Consider the following 19,864-nt stretch of genomic DNA (forward strand, 5'->3'; position numbering starts at 1 on the left):
GTCGTACATACCGCTCGTATGCACTCTGACCTGCGCTCGGAGTGGCGCGACACGCGGAATGGGAAAAAAATTTCTCGGCCCGCCGAATCGCCGGAACAGCGGGTCGGTGAGCGGGGAAGCCGCCCGGCCCGATGCCGCCCCCTCTGTCGCGGCGGATACCCGGTGACCTGCGGTTTTTCGCTGTTCGAGCAGTTCGCGGCGATGTCTCGACGCCGATCGGGGGGCGCGAGATCCACTGCGGAAACGGCGTGCACTACCGCACGGATTTTCGAGCGGATCGCCGGGGGGTGGGTTCGCATTCGTCGGTGGTCGTGAGTACGGTCGCTATCGCCGCTGGTTACAGCGGTGAAGACTCGAAAGCCAACGATGAGACGGAGGAACCGTGGCCCTTCCCCAGCTGACCGATGAGCAGCGCGCCGCTGCTCTGGAGAAGGCGGCTGCTGCCCGTCGTGCCCGGGCTGAGCTCAAGGAGCGCCTCAAGCGCGGCGGCACCGACCTCAAGCAGGTGCTCAAGGACGCCGAGAACGACGAGATCCTCGGCAAGATGAAGGTGTCGGCTCTGCTCGAGGCCCTGCCGAAGGTCGGCAAGGTCAAGGCGCAGGAAATCATGACCGAGCTGGAGATCGCCCCGACCCGCCGTCTGCGCGGCCTCGGCGACCGTCAGCGCAAGGCCCTGCTCGCCAGGTTCGATTTCGACGCCTGAGCACCGTGGTAGCTGACGCACGACCCGTGACGGACAGCGCACCCGCAACGCGGAGGGGCCGGCTGGTGGTACTGGCCGGACCCTCCGCGGTGGGTAAGTCGACCGTCGTACGCCTTCTGCGGAGCCGGATCCCGGATCTGCACTTCAGTGTCTCGGCCACCACCCGGGACCCGCGACCGGGCGAGGTGGACGGGGTGGACTACCACTTCGTCGGCCGCGCCGAGTTCGACCGGATGATCGAAGCCGGTGAACTGCTCGAATGGGCCGACATCCACGGCGGCCTGCAACGATCGGGCACTCCGGCCAAGCCGGTGCTCGACGCACTCGCCGAGGGACATCCGGTGCTCGTGGAGGTCGACCTCGCGGGAGCGCGGGCCGTCCGTGCCGCGATGCAGGACGCAGTCCTCGCCTTTCTCGCCCCGCCCAGTTGGGAGGTGCTCGTCGAGCGCCTCACCGGCCGAGGCACCGAAACCGACGAGGTCGTCGCTCGCAGGCTCGATACCGCCCGCAGCGAACTGGCCGCGCAGGACGAGTTCGACGTCGTGATCGTCAACGACGATGTCGACCGGGCCTGCGATGAATTGGTATCCTTGTTGGTTGGACCCGGAGCCGACTGACCGTCCGCGCCTCGAGCGCGTCCGGCTGCCGGTTCCGGCGCCCTCCCATCCCGCGACATCTCAGGAGAACACCGAGTGAGCAGCATCCAGGCAGCCGCGACCGACCTCGAGGGCAACACCCTTCCGGTCTACGACACCCCCACGGGTATCACCAACCCGCCTATCGACGAGCTGCTCGAGCGCGCCTCCTCGAAGTACGCGCTGGTGATCTACGCGGCCAAGCGGGCACGCCAGATCAACGACTACTACAACCAGCTCGGCGACGGCATCCTCGAGTACGTCGGCCCCCTCGTGGAGCCGGGCCTGCAGGAGAAGCCGCTGTCGATCGCCATGCGCGAGATCCACTCGGATCTGCTCGAGCACACCGAAGGCGAGTGAGCAACCCCGCTTCGAGCGGCGAGGCCGGATCCGTGCAGCGCCGCCGTATCGTCGTCGGTGTCGCCGGTGGCATCGCCGCCTACAAGTCCTGCGCACTGATCCGTGCCTTCACCGAGAGCGGGCACCATGTGCGGGTCGTCCCGACGGAGTCCGCCCTCGAATTCGTCGGGCGCGCCACCTTCGAGGCGCTCTCCGGCAATCCCGTGCAGACCGGGGTCTTCGCCGAGGTGCCGCAGGTGCCGCACGTCCGGCTCGGGCAGGAGGCCGACCTCGTCGTCATCGCTCCGGCCACCGCCGACCTCATGGCGCGGGCGGTCGCGGGTCGCGCCGACGACCTCCTCACGGCCACCCTGCTCACCGCGCGGTGCCCCGTGATGTTCGTGCCCGCGATGCACACCGAGATGTGGGAGCACCCCGCGACCGTCGACAACGTCGCGACGCTGCGCCGCCGCGGTGCCGTGGTCGTCGAACCGGCGTCCGGTCGTCTGACGGGCAAGGACACCGGTGCCGGGCGGATGCCCGAACCCGACGAGATCTTCAATCTGGCCTCGCTGCTGCTCGAGCGGGCCGACGCGCTGCCCCGCGACCTCGCCGGTCGCCGCATCGTCGTGTCCGCCGGCGGTACCCGTGAACCCCTCGACCCGGTGCGCTTCCTCGGCAACCGGTCGTCCGGCAAGCAGGGTTACGCGCTCGCCCGTCTCGCCGCGCAGCGCGGTGCCGACGTCACTCTCGTCGCCGGCAGCATCGCGGGTCTCGACGACCCGGCCGCGGTCGACGTCGTCCGGGTCCAGACGGCCGCACAGATGCAGGACGCCGTCGCCAAGCACGCCTCGGGTGCCGACGCGGTCATCATGTCCGCGGCCGTCGCCGATTTCCGGCCCTCCACCTTCGCGACCAGCAAGATCAAGAAGGGCGAGGGCGAACCCGACTCCATCGCGCTGACGAAGAACGACGACATACTCGCCGGTCTCGTCCGGGCGCGTGCCGACGGCGGCCTGTCCGCCGAGACGGTCATCGTCGGATTCGCGGCGGAGACCGGCGACGAACACGGCGACGTGCTCTCCTACGCCCGCGAGAAGCTCGCCCGCAAGGGATGCGATCTGCTCGTCGTCAACGCCGTCGGGGAAGGCAAGGCGTTCGAGGTCGACGACAACAACGGCTGGTTGCTGTCCGCGGACGGTTCGGAAACGGCCCTCGCCCACGGATCGAAGGCTCTCATGGCCAGCCGCGTGCTCGACGCGTTGGGACCTCTGCTGGCGGAACGCAGCAGAATCGGGTGATTTCAATACTCGCGCCGACGCCTGCGGAGCAGTAGCGTCGGCACTGCGATCGGGTCCTTCCGGCCCGATCGGGGAGCGCATGCTCCATACGGTTTGTCCGTCCAGCGCCTGGCGCACAGTCGAGAGGGAGTTTCGTGAGCAAGACCGGCGGTCGTCTTTTCACCAGTGAGTCCGTGACCGAAGGGCATCCGGACAAGATCTGTGACGCGATCAGCGACTCGGTTCTCGACGCGCTCCTCACCGAGGATCCTCGTGCCCGGGTAGCAGTGGAAACCCTCGTCACCACGGGTCAGGTGCACGTGGTGGGTGAGGTCACCACCTCGGCGTACGCCGACATCCCCAAGATCGTCCGCGATCGGGTACTCGAGATCGGTTACGACTCGTCGTCGAAGGGCTTCGACGGCAACTCCTGCGGTGTCAACATCGCGATCGGCGCGCAGTCGCCCGAGATCGCCGGCGGCGTCGACGTCTCGCACGAGGCGCGCAGCGGTGTGCTCACCGACGACGAGGTCGCTCGTCAGGGCGCCGGCGACCAGGGCCTGATGTTCGGATACGCGTGCTCCGACACGCCCGAACTCATGCCGCTGCCGATCTCCCTCGCGCATCGCCTGTCGCGCCGGCTCACCGAGGTCCGGAAGTCGGGGGTCCTGCCGTACCTGCGTCCCGACGGCAAGACCCAGGTCACCATCGAGTACGACGGCGACAAGCCCGTCCGCCTCGACACGATCGTCATCTCGACGCAGCACGCCGCCGACATCGATCTGAACAACCTGCTCACGCCGGACCTGCGCACCCACGTCGTCGACGCGGTGCTCGCCGACCCGAACCTGGCCGATCTCGACACGACCGACGTGCGGCTGCTGGTCAACCCGTCCGGATCGTTCGTCCTCGGCGGCCCGATGGGCGATGCCGGCCTCACCGGTCGCAAGATCATCGTCGACACCTACGGCGGCATGGCCCGTCACGGTGGTGGCGCGTTCTCCGGCAAGGATCCGTCGAAGGTCGACCGTTCGGCCGCCTACGCGATGCGCTGGGTCGCCAAGACCGCCGTCGCTGCCGGTCTCGCAGACCGCATCGAGGTGCAGGTCGCCTACGCGATCGGCAAGGCGGCTCCGGTGGGTCTGTTCGTGGAGACCTTCGGCACCGAGAAGACCGACCCGGCCCGCATCCAGCAGGCCATCGGCGAGGTCTTCGACCTGCGTCCGGGCGCGATCATCCGCGACCTCGACCTGCTGCGCCCGATCTACGCGCAGACCGCTGCGTACGGCCACTTCGGCCGTACCGACATCGAGCTGCCGTGGGAGAACACCGACCGCGCCGACAAGCTGCGCGCGGCCGCCGGTCTGTAGATTCCGATCGGGCCCGGGTGGCTGCTGATTTCGACGCCGCCGAGGTCGATCCGGTCGCGCGGGTTCTCCCGCTGCTACCGGTTCCGCACCTCGACCGGGAGTTCGACTACCTGATCCCGCGCGACCTGGACGCGGACGCCCGCCCGGGCGTCCGCGTCCGCGTCCGCTTCGCCGGACGTCTCGTCGACGGTTTCCTGCTCGCGCGCGCCGCGACGAGCGATCACACCGGCAAGCTCGGCCGGCTCGACCGGGTCGTCTCGTCCGAACAGGTCCTCACCCCCGAGATCGCTGCTCTGGCAGAGGAAGTCGCGACCCGCTATGCCGGGACCCGGGCCGACGTGCTGCGTCTGGCGGTACCTCCGCGACACGCACGCGTCGAAGCCGAGGCGCCGCGTACACCGGAAACTCCGCCTGTCCCGGAGATCGAGCACGCGGCATGGAGTCGGTACCGGCACGGCGAGAACTTCCTCGAAGCGCTCGGCGGCGGCCGCGCCCCGCGCGCGGCCTGGCAGGCGCTGCCCGGTGAGGACTGGCCCCGACGGCTCGCCGAACTCGCCGCGCTGACCCTCGCCTCGGGGAAGGCGGCCGTGCTGGTCGTTCCCGACCAGCGCGACCTCGACCGTCTCGTGACGGCGTGCGCCGACGTCGCCGGCGCCGATCACGTCGTCGGCCTCGCCGCCGGCCTCGGACCGGCCGAACGTTATCGACGCTGGCTCGCGGCCCTGCGTGGATCCGCCCGCATCGTCGTCGGAACGCGGGCTGCGGTCTTCGCCCCGACGCCCGAGCTCGGGCTCCTCGTGGTGTGGGACGACGGCGACGACCTGCACTGCGAACCGCGGTCGCCGTATCCGCACGCCCGCGAAGTGGCTGCTCTGCGCGCCCACGCCGTGGGTGCCGCCATCGTCATCGCCGGGCACGCCCGCACCGCCGAGACCCAGGCACTCGTCGACGCCGGTTGGGCACACGATCTCGTGGCACCCCGTGACGTCGTACGGGCGTGCGCGCCGAAGGTCACGGCCCTCGCCGACAGCGACCACGCACTCGCACGGGATCCGGCCGCGCGTGCCGCGCGACTGCCGGCCATCGCGTTCGCCGCCGCCCGATCCGCCCTCGCGGCCGACCGCCCGGTGCTCGTGCAGGTACCGCGGCGCGGGTACGTGCCCGCGCTGGCGTGCGGAAAGTGCCGGGCACCCGCCCGCTGCCGGCACTGCAACGGCCCGCTCGCTCTGCCCACGGCGGCCGGTCCCGACGGTGCCGCGATCCCTGCGTGCCGTTGGTGCGGTGTCGCCGATGCGCGTCACCGCTGCCATGCGTGCGGTGCGCGCTCGTTGCGGGCCGTGGTGGTCGGGGCGGCCCGCACCGCCGAAGAACTGGGCCGCGCCTTCCCCGGCGTGCCGGTCGTGACCTCCGGCGGCAACGACGTCAAGCACACCGTGCCCGGTTCGGCGTCGCTCGTCGTCTCCACTGTGGGTGCCGAACCGGTCGCCGAAGGTGGTTACGGGGCGGCGCTGCTCCTGGACGGGTGGGCGCTGCTCGGCCGTGCCGACCTGCGCGCCACCGAGGAGACGATGCGCCGCTGGCTCACCGCGTCGGCGCTCGTACGGTCGTTCGCCGACGGGGGACAGGTCGTGGTCGTCGCCGATTCCGGCATCCCCACCGTGCAGGCGCTCGTCCGCTGGGATCCCGTGGGGCACGCGCAGTCCGAGGTCTCCGAACGAGCCGAGGTCGGTTTCCCACCTGCGGTCCACATGGCCGCGATCGACGGGTCGTCCGCGGCGGTCGCGGAACTGCTCGAGGCCACACACCTGCCCGAGGGAGCCGAGGTGCTCGGGCCCGTGCCGCTACCGCCGGGGCAACGACTGCCGTTCGGGTCCGAGGGACCCGAACCGGAGGACGTGCACCGGATGATCGTGCGGGTCGCACGCGAGCGCGGTCGCGCACTCGGTCGCGCCCTGCGAGACGCGCAGGCCACCCGCACGGCGCGTCGCGCGGACGGGCCGCTGCGGGTCCAGGTGGATCCGCCGCGTATCGGCTGAACCGGCCGAGGTGAGCGGGCGCGGATCGCCACCGCGCGGCTAGGCCGCTTTCGGAATCGGTTGCGACGGAATCGATGCGGCGTCCGTACCCTTCCACAGTGCCGCGAAGTCGTGGCGATGGCGTATGCCGAGGACGTGCACGAGGATGAAGCGCGGTACGGGCGGCACGAGATGCACGACGCGATCGCGCGAGGAGTCGTCGAGGCCGTCGATCAGCCAGTGCCGAGCTGCTGCATGCCTTTCGGCTCGATATTGAACTCCTGGTCCCACGCGCGCCACTGCGCATCGGTGATACTGGTCGAGACCAGCGGCATCATCTCCCGCTCCTCGCGTTCGAGATGGGGTAGTAGCACCTCGGACAGGCGGGACAGTGCTGCACCGAGTGCCTCCCCGGAACCGGGGCGGTCGGCGCGGAAATCCCGGGCGGCGTCCTCGACGGTGGCGATCGCAGGCTCGATGGTGCGGTGGTCGGCGTTCATCCTCTCCACGAGCGGCGCCGCGTCGGGATTGCACTGCACCACGCGCGGATAGAGCCCACGGTCCTCGGACTCGTGGTGATGGTGCAGGAAATCCATCATCCACAACACATGATCGGCGAGAGCCACTCGGTGGGTCTCCTGCCATGTCTTCGTCGAGGTGGCGACCTCGATGCGGAGTAGGTCGCGGCGGAGGGCGGAATGCACGATTCCCATGATTCGGGTATCGGCAGGTCCGTCGGGATCGGTGATCATGACGACTCCCGTGAATCGACGAGCAACGAGACCTGCGGAGCGCAGGCGGGGATCTGCGAGGACGGTGGGGGCACCGTGTTCGCACCGTGGGGTTTCCGTCGACGGAGGCTGTTCCCAGTGTCGATCCGGCACGGACCGAGCGCAAGACCCGCCCGCTGCTGTCCTGCATATGTACGACAGCGACACGCGTTGCCGGAGATATTATTTGTCACAGTAACGGAGCCGGTGATTGTGACCGATCTACTTCAGTAGGTGCCGGGGAGGCACAGGAGGAGAGGGCGGACGAATGAGTGCCGGGCGGAATGTCGGTGGTGCCGTCGGAGCGTGTGTCGTCGCGATGCTGACTGTGGGTGCAGCGGCACTGACTGCGGGCGCAGCGGCGGCGCAGCCGCTCCCGTCCGACGACGGACCGATCCTCGGTCTCGGGGAGGGGTCGTACAGCAGCGTGCCGGTCCCGGTGGGACCGGTGGCCACCGGGCACGCCGAAGCCGCCGAATACGCCGAGAACAACCCCGATGTCGCCCCCGCGGGTAGCAACGACTTCGCGTGCGTGCCGTCCGAGGAGCACCCCCGTCCGGTGGTGCTCGCGCACGGCACCGATTCCAACGCCTACTCCGACTTCGCTGCTCTCTCACCGCTGCTCGCCGCGTCCGGCTGGTGCGTGTTCGCTCTGAACTACGGGTTCGCCGACGGCGCCGAGGACTACGGCACGGGCGACATTCGGGTCTCCGCAGCACAGTTCGGTGAGTTCGTCACCGAGGTTCTCGACGCCACCGGTGCGGAGGAGGTCGACGTCGTCGGCTACTCGCAGGGAGCCACCGTCGCCCGCTACTACATCAACGAGCTCGGGGGTTCCGAGGTCGTCGACCGGTGGGTCGGAGTCGCGTCGCCGAGCTACGGCGGCACCTTCTACGGCATCGGGGCAGCCTTCGCCACGCTGCCCGGAGCGACCGACATCGTCGAGGGCGAGTTCTCCGTCGCCCTCGTGCAGCAGCTCCAGGGGTCGGAACTGCTCACCGAGCTCAACACACCCACCGACACCGTGCCCGGCGTGCGCTACACGACCATCGGCAGCGAGGTCGACGAGGTCATCCAGCCTGCCGGCAACGTCGCGCTCCACGGTGAGGGCGCCGTCAACCACGTGATCCAGGAGCTGTGCCCGCAGGATCTGACGGGTCACTTCAACATGGTCTACGACCCGTTCTCGCTGCAGCTCGCGCGGCATGCGCTCGACCCCGACCGGTACGCGATCGGGGAGTGCACTCCCGTCGCGCTCGGCACCGGTATCCCCGAACTGATCCTGCAGTCCAACACCTGAGCTCCCTGCTGCTCGGGCACCGACCTCCGTGAGGTGACCGCTCGGCGCGGTGATGCAGGTCCCACGACGTCGACTCCCTAGACTGTGAGAGATCATCGCCGTCGAAAACTGGAGCAGCATCCGTGACATCCCCGCACAGTCCACACGCAGCGCACCCCACCTCCTGTCCGGCGGTGCTCTGACATGCGCGTGGTCTTCGCGGGAACGCCGGAACCCGCCGTCCCGTCGCTGCTCCGCCTCATCGAGTCGACGCGCCACGAGGTCGTCGCGGTGGTCACCCGCCCCGACACCACCGCCGGTCGCGGCCGGAAGGTCGTGCGATCGGCCGTGGGGCAGATCGCCGACGAACACGGCATCGAGGTCCTCACGCCGCGCTCGCCGCGCGACCCCGAGTTCGTCGCGCGGCTGACCGAACTCGCACCCGACTGCTGCCCCGTGGTGGCCTACGGCGCCCTGATCCCGCAGGACGTCCTGGACATCCCCACGCACGGATGGGTGAACCTCCACTTCTCGCTGCTGCCCGCCTGGCGCGGCGCGGCGCCCGTCCAGGCGGCGATCGCCGCCGGTGACGAGATCAGCGGAGCGAGCACCTTCCGGCTCGAGGCCGGACTCGACACCGGTCCGGTCTACGGCGTCGTCACCGAGACGATCCGTCCCACCGACACCGCCGGCGACCTGCTCGGCCGACTCGCCGAGGCCGGTGCGACACTGCTCGAATCCACCCTCGACGGACTCGAGGACGGCATCCTCACGCCCGCACCGCAGCCGGCCGACGGTGTTTCGCACGCGCCCAAGGTCACCGTCGAGGCCGCTCAGGTGCAGTGGACCCTCCCCGCACACGTCATCGACCGCCGGATCCGCGCCGTCACCCCCGCTCCGGGCGCGTGGACGATGATCGGCGACCTGCGCGTGAAGATCGGCCCCGTGACAGTGACCGACGAGACCCTCGAACCCGGTGAGCTCGACATCCGCAAGGACGGTGTGCTCGTCGGTACCGCCACGACTGCCGTCCGGCTCGGGACGGTGCAACCGCCCGGGAAGAAGGCGATGGCAGCCACGGACTGGGCGCGCGGCGCCCGTCTCGACCCGAAGGTGCGTGCGCGATGAGCGAATCCGGCAGGCCCCCGCGGGGCAAGCGCAATCCCGGAGGACGGAACCCGGCAGGCCGCGGGGGACGCAACGGCGGAGGGAAGCCGAACCGCAATCCGGCGTCCGAACACACCCGCCGGCCGTCGAAGCCACCCGCCGACCCCGCACGCGTCGCCGCGCGGGACGTGCTGCGCGCGGTGCGCGAACGGGACGCCTACGCCAATCTCGTTCTCCCGTCGCTGCTCCGGGAACGGCATCTCGACGCGCGCGACGCTGCCCTGGCCACCGAACTCACCTACGGCGCGGCGCGCGCACAGGGACTGCTCGACGCGGTGATCGCGGAAGCCGCGAACCGTCCCGTCGACGAGATCGACGGTGCCCTGCTGGACGTGCTGCGTCTCGGCACCTACCAGCTGTTGCGCACGCGGGTCGCTCCGCATGCCGCGGTGGCGACGAGCGTGGATCTGGTTCGATCCGAATTCGGTTCGGGTCGAGCGGGTTTCGTGAACGCAGTGCTACGTAGGGTGGGGGAGCGGCCGGAGGAGGAGTGGATCGAGCTGCTCGCCCCCGATGCGGAACGTGATCCGGTGGGCCACCTGGCCTTCCGCTACGCGCACCCGCTGTGGATCGCACAGGCGTTCGCGCACGCACTCGGCCCGGATGCGTCCGAACTCGCGGATGTGCTCGCCGCGGACGACGCCCGCCCGATCGTTCACCTCGTCGCCCGCCCCGGTGTCATCACCGCAGAGGAACTCGCCCTCGTCACCGGCGGTGAGATCGGGCCCTGGTCGCCCTACGCCGTGCACCTCGAGCACGGTGATCCCGGTCGTCTCGAGCCGGTCCGGGACGGGATGGCCGCGGTCCAGGACGAGGGAAGTCAGCTCGTCGCCCGTGCTCTGACCCTCGCTCCGCTCCACGGCGAGGATCGGGGCCGCTGGCTCGATCTGTGTGCGGGGCCCGGCGGGAAGGCTGCTCTGCTCGGGGCCATCGCCGCCATCGACGGACACACGGTCGATGCGGTCGAGCCGGTCGAGCACCGTGCGGATCTGATCCGCAAGACGGCACGCGACCTACCTGTGACCGTGCATGTCGCCGATGGGCGGGATCCCGGTCTGGAACCCGGATACGATCGAATTCTCGTCGACGCTCCGTGTACAGGGCTCGGCGCGTTGCGGAGGCGGCCGGAGGCGAGGTGGCGTCGCAGGCCCGCCGACGTCGCCGAACTCGTGCGTCTGCAGAAGGAATTGCTGGCTTCGGCGATCGGACTTCTGCGTCCCGGGGGAGTGGTGCTCTATTCGACCTGCTCACCGCACGTCTCGGAGACGGTGGCGGTGGTGTCGGACGCAGTGCGCCGTCACGGTGTCGAGCAACTCGACACACGCGAACTCGTTCCCGGCGTGCCGCGGACAGGAGACGGTCCTGGGGTTCAATTGTGGCCCCACCGGCACGGTACCGACGCGATGTTCATGGCGGCCCTGCGCAAACCTTCGGACTGAGACACCTCCCGGAAGGACAGGCGTCCATCGAGGATTCGGGGTCGACTGCGTACGGCCCGGGCCGAACGCACCGCACCGGCTAGGGTTTCGGTATGCCCGATATCGTCACGCTGACCATGAATCCGGCTCTCGATGTCACGACCTTCGCCGACGAGGTCGTTCCGACCCGCAAGCTTCGATGTGACGAGCCCTTCTACGATGCGGGGGGCGGGGGTATCAACGTGGCGAAGGTCGCGCGGGTGCTCGGCGCCTCGGCCGGCGCGGTCTTCCCTGTGGGGGGTGCACGCGGCCGGCAGATGAGCGGCCTCCTCGACGACGACTGTGTCGACGCGTACGCCGTCCCCATCGCCGACGACACCCGCGAGTGCTTCACCGCGATCGATCGCACCACCGGGGCCGAATATCGATTCGTGACGCCGGGCCCGGACGTCACCCGCGACGAGCAGGAACGGTGTCTTGCTGTGCTGACCGAGGTCGCACAGGACGCGAAGTATGTCGTGGCCAGCGGCAGTTTTCCACCCGGTGTCCCCGGCGCCTTCGTCAACCGGGTGGCGGAGATCGCCCGTGCGTCGGGGGCCCGGTTCGTGCTCGACTCCTCCGATGACGCGCTCGCGAGCATCGAGTCGGGGGTGTTCCTGGTCAAGCCGTCGCTCGGTGAGTTGTGCGAGTGGGTGGGGCGCGACCTCCCCACGGTGGAGGAGCGGGTCGCGGCGTCGCGCGAACTGGTCGAGCGCGGTGTCGCGGAGATCGTGGTGGTGTCCCTCGGTGCCGAGGGAGCCGTCATGGTCACCGCGGAGAACGAGGTCGAGGTTCCCGCACTCGACGTCGAGGTGCGCAGTGCGGTGGGTGCCGGCGACAGTATGGTGGCCGGACTCGTCGTCGGGCTGCTGCAGGAACGGTCGCTGCACGACGCCTTGGCGCTCGGCATCGCGTGCGGTACGGCTGCGCTGCTGACCGCAGGCAGCCGTGTGTGCCGTCGAGAGGACATCGACCGGTTCGATGCGCTCGCCCGTGCGTGAGGCCGGCCGGGGGCTTCCCGGCGCCGCGGCTGAAGTGAACAAAGTGCAGGGTTTCCCGGCGAGGCTCGGATAGACTGAGAGGATGGACCTTCGGATGAAGTCCTCCCGCGGTCGACACGTCGAGGCGCGGACATGAGCAGCGGCCGGCCGGCTTATCTCCGGTGGGCCTCGATCGGGCTCGTCGCAATCGGCGGCCTGTTCGGCGCCGGTAGCCGCGAAGGCCTGTCGCTCGTCATCCCGAAACTCGGTGAAGTCCCCATCGTGATCGCGATCGTCAACGTCGTCGGCGCGTTTCTTCTCGGCTACCTGTACGAAGCCGTCACCCGGCTCGACACCGCGAAGCCGACCGGCAACAACCTGAAGCTTCTCCTCGGGACGGGATATTGCGGGGGCTTCACCACCTACAGCTCCCTCGCGACCGATACCGCGGTGCTCTTCCGCGACGGGTACATCTGGCAGGGCGTGGTGTACGCCCTGGGGACGGTCGTCGTCGGTGGATGTGCCACCTGGGCCGGAATCGCGCTTGCCAGCAGTGTCAACGCGAGGATGGCACCGCCCGCCGGGGGAGGGGCGACGACGTGACGCCGCTCGTCTTCATCACGCTGAGTATCGCCGGCGGCGTCGGCGCAGTTGTGCGGTACATCTTCGACGGCTTCCTCCGTGCCCACATGACGACGAGGTTCGCGTGGGCGACGACCATCATCAACGTGTCGGGATCGCTCGTGCTGGGATTCCTCACCGGCCTCACGGTGGAACATCTCGTCTCCACCGACGCGAGCTATATCCTCGGCACCGGATTCCTCGGCGGGTACACCACATTCAGTACGGCGAGTTACGAGACGGTCCAGCTCATCAAGGAGCGCCGTTACGGGCAGTCGTTCATCAGCGGCGTGGTGATGCTGGTGCTGGCCCTGGCAGCGGCGGGACTCGGGTTGTGGATCGGCACCTCGATCTGAGTCCGAAGCGGAAACCCCTCAGGGACGTTCGGCGGACGGGATGTAGTGGGCGATGATCAGGAACACCCACGTGGTGAGAATGTAGGGCCACGTGTAGGTGGGGACGTCGAGGTCGTGCATCACCAGGGTGACCACCGCTGTGACGATCGTGCCGATCACCGCGAGCACCCAGGAGATCACGCTCTCCTTCAAGAAGGTCACCGACAGCGCGATCGCTGTGAGCACACCGGAATACCCGCTCAGGCCGTTGCCGGTATCGGTGAGACTCTCGCCCAGCGCGAGGGCGCACAGGGTACCGACGACACTTCCGAGGAGACCGGCCAGGCCGACCTTCCAGTTCGCGATGAACAGGCCGATGAGAATGAGTCCGCCGGCCCAGACATTGTCGACCAGCACGACTTCCGAGACATTGGTCAGCAACGATCGGAAGAAGGCGACTACGGTCGAGTCGATCGTCATCTGCGACGAGTCGACCCACCAACGCTCGAAGACGAAATGGATGATGGTCGCGACGATGCAGAACGGCGCTGTCGTCGACGGCAACGCGTAGGTCTTCAGGGGCGTCTTGGTGAACAGTTCGTCGATCAGCCAGGTGACAGGGGCGGCGAGCGCCCCACCGACCAGTGCGATGGGGTACGAGAACCACTGGCTGCCGAGGGTCGCGAAGGTCGCCGCGCCGACGAGGGCGCCCGAGAAACCCTGCATCCCGAAGATCAGGTCGGCAGCTTTCGTCCGGATGACCCATCCGGTGAAGGTCTGCGCCACGCAGCCGATCGCCACGAGTACTGCCATCTGCCAACTGGCGACCACGAAGCCCGCCATGATGAGCAGAGTCGTGTAGATGTTCGCCTGGAAATAGATCTGCGACGGACCGTGGCCGAAACCGACGAGCCAGGAGCGAGGCGATCCCATGGACTGGTGGGACTCTGCAGTTCCCGTGGTCATATCCAGCTCCTTCCGTACGCCCGTCGTGTCTGTGTCGTTCCGCTCTCAGGTCTTGCGGATCGCCGGTGCCGCCGACCCGGTGAGAACCTCGTGCGCGGCCGCTGCCGCTGCATAGTTCGCGCGGGCCACCGACACCGGATTGTCTGCCAGCAGCCGCATCCACACTCCGGCGTCGTTCGGTAGCGCGCTGATACCGAACAGTCCCCCGTCGAATGTGGCGGCCAGGGCATCGTGGAGCAGATCGGCGAGGTCCGCCGCGGACACCAGGGGAGTGAACACGTACAGCATCGCCAGGATGTCGTGACCTGCCATGACCCCCGATCCCGTCGGAGCCGACATGTCGTCCGTACCTGTGGGACAGAGGCGAACGCGGTCGAGTGCGATCATCTGCCCGCCGGGTCGGCGCACCTCGACATCGGAGGCGTACACGTCGTATCGGTGCCGCTCGTCGCGCGCGAGGCGACCCGCGTACACGGTCTCCCCGAGAAGGAAGGTGGCCGACTCGTCCAGAGTGACCGAGGTGTGCTGGTAGAAGCGTGAGCCGGCGAACGGAATGACGGCGTCGGGAAGATACTCGACGTAGGCGTCCGGCCCGACCGTGATGTGTGTGACGGACGAGGCATAGTCGTTGTCCATCCTGTACACCCGGGTCTGAGCCTGAGTCGTCACGTGGGCCGATGTGCGTGCCCCGAACGTCAGATCGGTTCGCAACCGGTCGGACTGGAGAACACCTCCACCCGAGGACATCATGTACGTGTAGGGACAATCGGGGCGGAGCGGGTCGAAATACAGCGGGCGCATGATCTGCAACGGCGACTTCTGGTAGTGCCGAACGAGTTCCGTCCGGTCACGGAGCCGGTTGTGCTCGAAACCGAGCTGGAGAATGCCCACCTTGCCGGGGCTCCCCACGGGAAGGGTCGCGTGAGGGCTGCTGTGCCGGAGGACTTCGGCCGGTACCCGTGAGGGTTCGAAGAAGTCCGGTTGGAGCCGGTACCCACCGGGATGGGGCGCGGACACGGGCAGGGGGCTCACCGGGGCGAGACCCCGGGACTCGCCGGGGCCGCGACCGGTGTCTGCCGAAGCAGCCGAGATGCCGGCCGTCATCAGACGAGTTCTGTCCGCGAGTCGTTCCACAACGAGAGGATCTGGTCGAGCAACTCGTCGAGTCCCTCCCCGGTCAGGGAATTGGTGAGAACGACCGGCGTGCCGCCCCGCACCCGGTGGGCGTCGCTCTCCATCACGCCGAGATCGGTCCGCACGTACTGTGCGATATCGATCTTGTTGATGACGAGGATGTCGCTGTCGGTGATGCCGGGACCCCGCTTGCGTGGCATCTTCTCGCCCTCCGCCGTGTCCAGGACGAAGATGAAGACGTCTGCCAGAGCAGGTGAGAACGTGAGTGTCAGGTTGTCCCCGCCCGATTCGTAGATCAACGTGTCGATCTCGGGGAACCGTTGCAGCAGTTCTTCACCCACAGCGAGATTCATCGTGGGGTCGTCGCGCACAGCCGTGTGCGGGCAGGCACCCGTCTCGACGCCGACCACCCGATCGGGATCGAGAATCCCGTCGAGAACCCGTCGCACGTGCTGTGCGTCCTCCTGGGTGTAGATGTCGTTGGTGATGACACCGGGAGTGCGTCCGGCCGCGATGAGCAGTGGTACCAGCGCCTCCGTCAATGCAGTCTTGCCGGAGCCCACCGGCCCGCCCACACCGATTCTCAGAACATCGTCAGCCATGGTGGCTCCTTCCCTACGGTTCGTGACGAAACGAAGTGGCAGCCCCCACCTCGCATATCGGACAGGTCAACTCGCGAACAAACGCGCTTCTGCTCTTTCGTGCCGGGCGGACATGATGTCGGCCATCGGTGCGCAGCCCCCGAGATCGTCGAGTTCGCGTACGACGGCGTCCTTCGTCACCTGTTCGATCACCGGTCCGATCCTGTGCAGGATCACCTGAGCCTCCCGGTGATCGGTCAGGCGCAGGCGCAACGCCGCCCCTACGAAACTCACAGCGAAAGCGGAGAGGTCGGAAGCCACTGCGAAGTGGGTGCCGACGCCCGTCGCCGCATAGATCAGCGCGGAGACCACGGGCTGGCATCCCGGCGTGACACGCGCTTTCAGGCGTCGCCGGTACTCGGCGAGCGCCTCGTCGCCGAGCACGACCTCGACGAGGCCGGCGAGTTGGTGGCCACTGCGAACCGAGGCACGCCGCATCTCGGCATTCAGCTTGGACGCGAACAGTCGGTGATCGACCTCCTCCACGAGATCCCAGTCGCCGATCTGCGCGGCCTTGTGGGCGCAGGCGAGCGCAGTCGCGTCCGCAGGCCCCACCGAGTGGACGAGAAGAGATCCCAGAAGGTCCTCCACCTCGCCGCGATCGACGAGGTGGGCCTGGCTGTACCCCTCCAGTCCGTGGGACATGGTGTAGAAGCCGCTCGGGAACGCCGAGTCCGCGAATTGCAGACTCGTCAGCAACTGACGGATGTCCGACGTCACGCTGTCTCCTTCACGCCAGGAAGAACATCTGGGTGAGCGGAAGAGTCTGCGCGGGATCGATCGCGGCGGTTTTTCCGTCGTAGGTCACGTCGTAGGTCTCCGGATCGACCTCGATGGTCGGCGTCGCATTGTTGCGCACCATGTGCTGCTTTCCGATGTTGCGGCACCTCTTCACCGGCAGGATCTGGCTTTCCAGCCCCAGTTTCTCCGGCACGCCGAGGTCGATCGATGCCTTCGACATGAAGGTGGCCCGGGTGGACTGCAATGCTCTGCCCTGCGCACCGAACATGGGCCGGAAGTAGACCGGCTGAGGTGTGGGGAGCGACGCGTTCGGTTCGCCCATGAGTCCCCAGTTGATGAGGCCGCCTTTGACGACGACCTTGGGCTTGGCCGCGAAGGAGGTCGTCGGCCACAGCACGATATCGGCCATCTTTCCTTCTTCGAGCGACCCGATGTACTCCGAGATACCCTGCGTGATCGCGGGATTGATGGTCACCTTCGCCAGATAGCGCAACACCCGGAAATTGTCGTTGTCCTCCGCGTCCTCCGGGAGTTTGCCGCGCTTGTCCTTGCAGTGGTGAGCGATCTGGAATGCCCGCATGAAGGACTCGCCGATTCGACCCATGGCCTGGGAATCGGACGACACCATCGAGATGATGCCCTCGTCGTGGAAGACCGTCTCGGCGGAGATGGTCTCGGCTCGGACGCGGGAATCCGCGAACGCGACATCCTCCGGAATGTCGTGCGACAGGTGGTGGCAGACCATCACCATGTCGAGGAGTTCGTCCACCGAATTCGCCGTGTACGGGAGTGTGGGGTTCGTGGAGGACGGCAACACGTTCGGATGGCCGGCGACCTTGATGAGGTCCGGTGCGTGTCCACCGCCGGCACCCTCGCTGTGGAACGTGTGGATCGTCCGGCCGTCGATCGCATCCAGAGTGTTCTCGACGAAGCCCGACTCGTTGAGTGTGTCGGTGTGCACCGAGATCTGGATGTCGTAGCGGTCCGCGACGTCGAGGGCGTTGCTGATCGCGGCGGGCGTGGCGCCGTAGTCCTCGTGCACCTTCAACCCCGCAGCGCCGGCCTCGATCTGTTCGCACAGGGCCTCGGGGAGCGAACCGTTGCCCTTCCCGAGGAATCCCATGTTGACGGGCATCGCCTCGGCGGATTCCAGCATGCGGTGCAAGTTCCAGACACCGGGCGTGGTGGTGACGCCGTTGGTCCCGTCGGTGGGTCCGGTACCACCGCCGAAGAGCGTGGTGATGCCGTTCGACAGTGCGGTCACTCCCTGTTGCGGTGAGATGTAGTGCACGTGGGAATCGAACCCGCCGGGGGTCGCGATGCAGTGCTCACCGGCGAGTAGTTCGGTACCCGGCCCGACGACCAGTCGGGGATCGACCCCGCGCTGAAGATGCGGATTGCCGGATTTGCCTACCCCCGCGATCTTCCCGTCCCGGACGCCGATGTCACCCTTGAGAACTCCGAGCACGGGGTCGAGGATGATCGCATTCGTGATCACGAGGTCCAGCACGCCCTGGGCGTCGGTTCCCTGCGGATCGGCTCCCATTCCGTCGCGTGCGGTCTTGCCGCCGCCGTAGACGATCTCGTCGCCGTAATTGCCTTCGTTGAAATCCTTCTCGATTTCGATGATCAGATTCGTGTCGGCCAGATGCACGCGGTCACCGGTCGTGGGACCGAAGAGATCGGTGTACTGCTTGCGTGAGATGATCGCCATTACTTCGCGCCTTTCTTCTTCTTCGGAGTGCTCGCGCTCTCTCGCGCCTTCGGGGTGCCGTCCTGGTACTCGAGTTCCTTCATCAGGGCCATCGCACGAATTTTCGTGCCTTCGGAGTCCAAGCCACCGTCGACGAGGTTGTTGAACCCGATGACGTGGCGGTTGCCGGCATAGGCCGTGAGCGTCACCTCGCGCGTGTCGCCCGCCTCGATGCGCACACTCAATCCGGAGGGCAGATCCAGGTGCATGCCGTAGGCGAGTTCACGTTCGAACAGAAGTGCCTTGTTGACCTCGAAGAAGTGGAAGTGGGACCCGATCTGGATCGCACGGTCTCCGGTGTTGCTGACCTGCAGCGTGACGGTGTGGCGTCCTGCATTGATCTCGATCTCTTCGTCCCTGTGGTGATATGTCGGCTTGGCTACCATGGTGTTTCCTTCCTCGCGGCGGCGTGTCGAGAAGTCCGTGTCGGTGGTCGATCTGCCGGTCGGTGTCGGTCAGTGCGAAGACGCGGTCGCTGGGCGTCGACGACCGAGATCGCCGCCGGGATCCTCGCCGGGATGATGGCCGTGGCCGTGGCCGTGGCCGTGGCCTCCGGACTCGTCGAAGGCGTGTGAGTGCGCATAGCCGTGGCCGTGGTCGGCCATCAGACCTGCTTCGACTCCTGAACGGCCGTGCGACAATTCGTGCGCAGCGTTTCGGGTACGCGTGTCGACGATGCGGATCGTCGCCTGTTCGCTCATCAACGGTCCGTAGAAGGTGCAGTCTGCAAATCTGGTGTCGCCGAGCGGGATCGGAGAGACGCGACGAAATCCTGCAGGGACGACGACGGTGTGACGGTGACCGAGCCGCCGGAGCCGCTCCAGGACCGCGGCCAGATCGTCGGTCGTGCGTGTCGTGGCGACCTCCACGACGTTTCCTGTGCCGTGGGTGCGCACCAGATATGCGATGCGGTGCAGTTCGGCCTCGTCGAACGGATCGGACGAGGGGGCCTGGACGACCATCGCGGCGTCGGGAGAGTCGCGCCGGATGCCTGTGGCCGCGAGACGCAACCACGCGATGAGATGGTCGGCGGTGCCGAACGGCTCCGCCAATGCGAGACGGCCCGGTGCGCTCGAGGAGAGCCACTGCACGGTTCTCGCCGTGTCGGCGATCAGCGTCGGATTGCGCCCCAGAGTCATGGGCACGATCGAGATGGGTCCGTCAACCGATTCCAGGAGGTGGGCGACGAGATTGTGGAGCGGTCGGCCGACCGGGGTGACGAACCGGTCGGGGCGCCCCTGCTCGAGGAAACGCAGGTCGGCGCCGTCAGCGCTCTCGTGGCCCGCGACCAGGACCGTTCCGGTCTCGTTCCCGCCTCCCACTGCGTCAGCCGCCGATCGGGTCGTGGCAGGAGACCAGCTTGCTCCCGTCGACGAAGGTCGCCTCGACCTGCAGAAGCGGCAGGAGTTCGCGGACTCCGTTCATGCAGTCCTTCTCCGAGACGATCGTCTTGCCCAGTTCCATGACTTCGGCAACGGATCGGCCGTCGCGTGCGCCTTCCAGGATCGCCTCGGAGATGAGCGCGGTCGCCTCGCTGACGTTGAGCTTCGTACCCCGCTCGCGTCGTCGGCGTGCGAGTTCTGCCACCTGGTACACGTAGAGTTTTTCGACTTCTCGAGGAGTCAAATCCATTTTCCGCTCCCGCAATGCCGTAGGGCCGATTCGATGAGCATCTTCC

21 protein-coding genes are annotated in these 19,864 nt (G+C 67.7%); 12 read left to right on the top strand and 9 right to left on the bottom strand.

Features of this window, described 5'->3' with window-relative positions:
• Positions 1-382: 382 nt before the first annotated feature.
• The 6 genes from mihF (at position 383) to AC0LPE_RS10665 (ending at position 6,363) form a co-directional block, all read left to right on the top strand.
• A complete protein-coding gene (gene mihF, locus AC0LPE_RS10640; protein WP_006551450.1) occupies positions 383-703 on the top strand; it encodes an integration host factor, actinobacterial type in 321 nt (106 codons plus the stop codon).
• Positions 704-768: 65 nt separating this feature from the next.
• Positions 769-1,320: a guanylate kinase gene (gmk, locus tag AC0LPE_RS10645; protein ID WP_016691679.1), complete on the top strand. Its 552-nt coding sequence runs from the start codon at positions 769-771 to the stop codon at positions 1,318-1,320.
• 75 nt (positions 1,321-1,395) lie between these two features.
• Positions 1,396-1,698 carry a DNA-directed RNA polymerase subunit omega gene (rpoZ, locus tag AC0LPE_RS10650; RefSeq protein WP_016691680.1) on the top strand — a complete coding sequence of 101 codons (303 nt, stop codon included), beginning with the start codon at positions 1,396-1,398 and terminating at the stop codon, positions 1,696-1,698.
• Positions 1,695-2,978, top strand: a complete 1,284-nt coding sequence (gene coaBC / locus AC0LPE_RS10655) for a bifunctional phosphopantothenoylcysteine decarboxylase/phosphopantothenate--cysteine ligase CoaBC (RefSeq protein WP_423658930.1) — start codon at positions 1,695-1,697, stop codon at positions 2,976-2,978. Before rpoZ ends, coaBC begins: the two co-directional genes overlap by 4 nt.
• Before the next feature lie 134 nt (positions 2,979-3,112).
• Positions 3,113-4,327 (top strand): methionine adenosyltransferase, encoded by a 1,215-nt coding sequence (gene metK, locus AC0LPE_RS10660; protein WP_088898499.1) that lies wholly within the window; start codon positions 3,113-3,115, stop codon positions 4,325-4,327.
• A gap of 17 nt (positions 4,328-4,344) precedes the next feature.
• On the top strand, positions 4,345-6,363 hold the full coding sequence (locus tag AC0LPE_RS10665) for a primosomal protein N' (RefSeq protein ID WP_085468097.1): 2,019 nt from the start codon (positions 4,345-4,347) through the stop codon (positions 6,361-6,363).
• A 212-nt stretch (positions 6,364-6,575) separates the two neighbouring features.
• Here AC0LPE_RS10665 and AC0LPE_RS10670 read toward each other — a convergent pair whose 3' ends face one another.
• Positions 6,576-7,094 carry a hemerythrin domain-containing protein gene (locus AC0LPE_RS10670; protein ID WP_490606166.1) on the bottom strand — a complete coding sequence of 173 codons (519 nt, stop codon included), beginning with the start codon at positions 7,092-7,094 and terminating at the stop codon, positions 6,576-6,578.
• A 286-nt stretch (positions 7,095-7,380) separates the two neighbouring features.
• Between AC0LPE_RS10670 and AC0LPE_RS10675 the strand changes: the two genes are divergently transcribed.
• The 6 genes from AC0LPE_RS10675 (at position 7,381) to crcB (ending at position 12,972) form a co-directional block, all read left to right on the top strand.
• Positions 7,381-8,412 carry an esterase/lipase family protein gene (locus tag AC0LPE_RS10675; RefSeq protein WP_490606167.1) on the top strand — a complete coding sequence of 344 codons (1,032 nt, stop codon included), beginning with the start codon at positions 7,381-7,383 and terminating at the stop codon, positions 8,410-8,412.
• A 183-nt stretch (positions 8,413-8,595) separates the two neighbouring features.
• Complete coding sequence (fmt, locus tag AC0LPE_RS10680) at positions 8,596-9,519, top strand: methionyl-tRNA formyltransferase (protein WP_229568022.1); 924 nt, start codon at positions 8,596-8,598, stop codon at positions 9,517-9,519.
• Positions 9,516-10,997 carry an RsmB/NOP family class I SAM-dependent RNA methyltransferase gene (locus AC0LPE_RS10685; protein WP_490606168.1) on the top strand — a complete coding sequence of 494 codons (1,482 nt, stop codon included), beginning with the start codon at positions 9,516-9,518 and terminating at the stop codon, positions 10,995-10,997. Before fmt ends, AC0LPE_RS10685 begins: the two co-directional genes overlap by 4 nt.
• Positions 10,998-11,089: 92 nt before the next feature.
• Positions 11,090-12,016, top strand: a complete 927-nt coding sequence (locus AC0LPE_RS10690; RefSeq protein WP_490606169.1) for a 1-phosphofructokinase family hexose kinase — start codon at positions 11,090-11,092, stop codon at positions 12,014-12,016.
• 132 nt (positions 12,017-12,148) lie between these two features.
• Complete coding sequence (locus tag AC0LPE_RS10695; RefSeq protein WP_490606170.1) at positions 12,149-12,598, top strand: fluoride efflux transporter FluC; 450 nt, start codon at positions 12,149-12,151, stop codon at positions 12,596-12,598.
• Positions 12,595-12,972 (top strand): fluoride efflux transporter CrcB, encoded by a 378-nt coding sequence (crcB, locus tag AC0LPE_RS10700; RefSeq protein ID WP_490606171.1) that lies wholly within the window; start codon positions 12,595-12,597, stop codon positions 12,970-12,972. Before AC0LPE_RS10695 ends, crcB begins: the two co-directional genes overlap by 4 nt.
• An 18-nt stretch (positions 12,973-12,990) precedes the next feature.
• On the opposite strand, the gene AC0LPE_RS10705 is transcribed toward crcB, so the two are convergent.
• The 8 genes from AC0LPE_RS10705 to AC0LPE_RS10740 form a co-directional block, all read right to left on the bottom strand.
• Complete coding sequence (locus tag AC0LPE_RS10705; RefSeq protein WP_490606172.1) at positions 12,991-13,917, bottom strand: urea transporter; 927 nt, start codon at positions 13,915-13,917, stop codon at positions 12,991-12,993.
• 45 nt (positions 13,918-13,962) lie between these two features.
• Entirely contained in the window at positions 13,963-15,021 is a 1,059-nt protein-coding gene (locus AC0LPE_RS10710; protein WP_490606173.1) for an urease accessory protein UreD, read from the bottom strand.
• On the bottom strand, positions 15,021-15,653 hold the full coding sequence (ureG, locus tag AC0LPE_RS10715) for an urease accessory protein UreG (protein WP_490606174.1): 633 nt from the start codon (positions 15,651-15,653) through the stop codon (positions 15,021-15,023). The genes AC0LPE_RS10710 and ureG overlap by 1 nt, the downstream gene beginning before the upstream one ends.
• A gap of 66 nt (positions 15,654-15,719) precedes the next feature.
• Entirely contained in the window at positions 15,720-16,412 is a 693-nt protein-coding gene (locus tag AC0LPE_RS10720; protein WP_490606175.1) for an urease accessory protein UreF, read from the bottom strand.
• 10 nt (positions 16,413-16,422) lie between these two features.
• Positions 16,423-18,147: an urease subunit alpha gene (ureC, locus tag AC0LPE_RS10725; protein WP_490606176.1), complete on the bottom strand. Its 1,725-nt coding sequence runs from the start codon at positions 18,145-18,147 to the stop codon at positions 16,423-16,425.
• The gene (ureB, locus tag AC0LPE_RS10730; RefSeq protein ID WP_490606177.1) at positions 18,147-18,572 is read right to left on the bottom strand and encodes an urease subunit beta; all 426 of its coding nucleotides are present in this window, start codon (positions 18,570-18,572) and stop codon (positions 18,147-18,149) included. Before ureB ends, ureC begins: the two co-directional genes overlap by 1 nt.
• A 69-nt stretch (positions 18,573-18,641) precedes the next feature.
• A complete protein-coding gene (locus AC0LPE_RS10735; RefSeq protein WP_490606178.1) occupies positions 18,642-19,508 on the bottom strand; it encodes a sirohydrochlorin chelatase in 867 nt (288 codons plus the stop codon).
• A gap of 4 nt (positions 19,509-19,512) precedes the next feature.
• A complete protein-coding gene (locus AC0LPE_RS10740) occupies positions 19,513-19,818 on the bottom strand; it encodes an urease subunit gamma (protein WP_490606179.1) in 306 nt (101 codons plus the stop codon).
• Positions 19,819-19,864 lie beyond the last annotated feature (46 nt).

The organism is Rhodococcus sp. S3, from assembly GCF_058211795.1.

Excerpts from the sequence above, each read along its gene's own strand:
- AC0LPE_RS10670 (WP_490606166.1), bottom strand. The coding sequence starts at position 7,094 with ATGATCACCGATCCCGACGGACCTGCCGATACCCGAATCATGGGAATC.
- AC0LPE_RS10675 (WP_490606167.1), top strand. The coding sequence starts at position 7,381 with ATGAGTGCCGGGCGGAATGTCGGTGGTGCCGTCGGAGCGTGTGTCGTC.
- fmt (WP_229568022.1), top strand. The coding sequence starts at position 8,596 with ATGCGCGTGGTCTTCGCGGGAACGCCGGAACCCGCCGTCCCGTCGCTG.
- AC0LPE_RS10685 (WP_490606168.1), top strand. The coding sequence starts at position 9,516 with ATGAGCGAATCCGGCAGGCCCCCGCGGGGCAAGCGCAATCCCGGAGGA.
- AC0LPE_RS10690 (WP_490606169.1), top strand. The coding sequence starts at position 11,090 with ATGCCCGATATCGTCACGCTGACCATGAATCCGGCTCTCGATGTCACG.
- AC0LPE_RS10695 (WP_490606170.1), top strand. The coding sequence starts at position 12,149 with ATGAGCAGCGGCCGGCCGGCTTATCTCCGGTGGGCCTCGATCGGGCTC.
- AC0LPE_RS10705 (WP_490606172.1), bottom strand. The coding sequence starts at position 13,917 with ATGACCACGGGAACTGCAGAGTCCCACCAGTCCATGGGATCGCCTCGC.
- AC0LPE_RS10710 (WP_490606173.1), bottom strand. The coding sequence starts at position 15,021 with ATGACGGCCGGCATCTCGGCTGCTTCGGCAGACACCGGTCGCGGCCCC.
- ureG (WP_490606174.1), bottom strand. The coding sequence starts at position 15,653 with ATGGCTGACGATGTTCTGAGAATCGGTGTGGGCGGGCCGGTGGGCTCC.
- ureC (WP_490606176.1), bottom strand. The coding sequence starts at position 18,147 with ATGGCGATCATCTCACGCAAGCAGTACACCGATCTCTTCGGTCCCACG.
- ureB (WP_490606177.1), bottom strand. The coding sequence starts at position 18,572 with ATGGTAGCCAAGCCGACATATCACCACAGGGACGAAGAGATCGAGATC.
- AC0LPE_RS10740 (WP_490606179.1), bottom strand. The coding sequence starts at position 19,818 with ATGGATTTGACTCCTCGAGAAGTCGAAAAACTCTACGTGTACCAGGTG.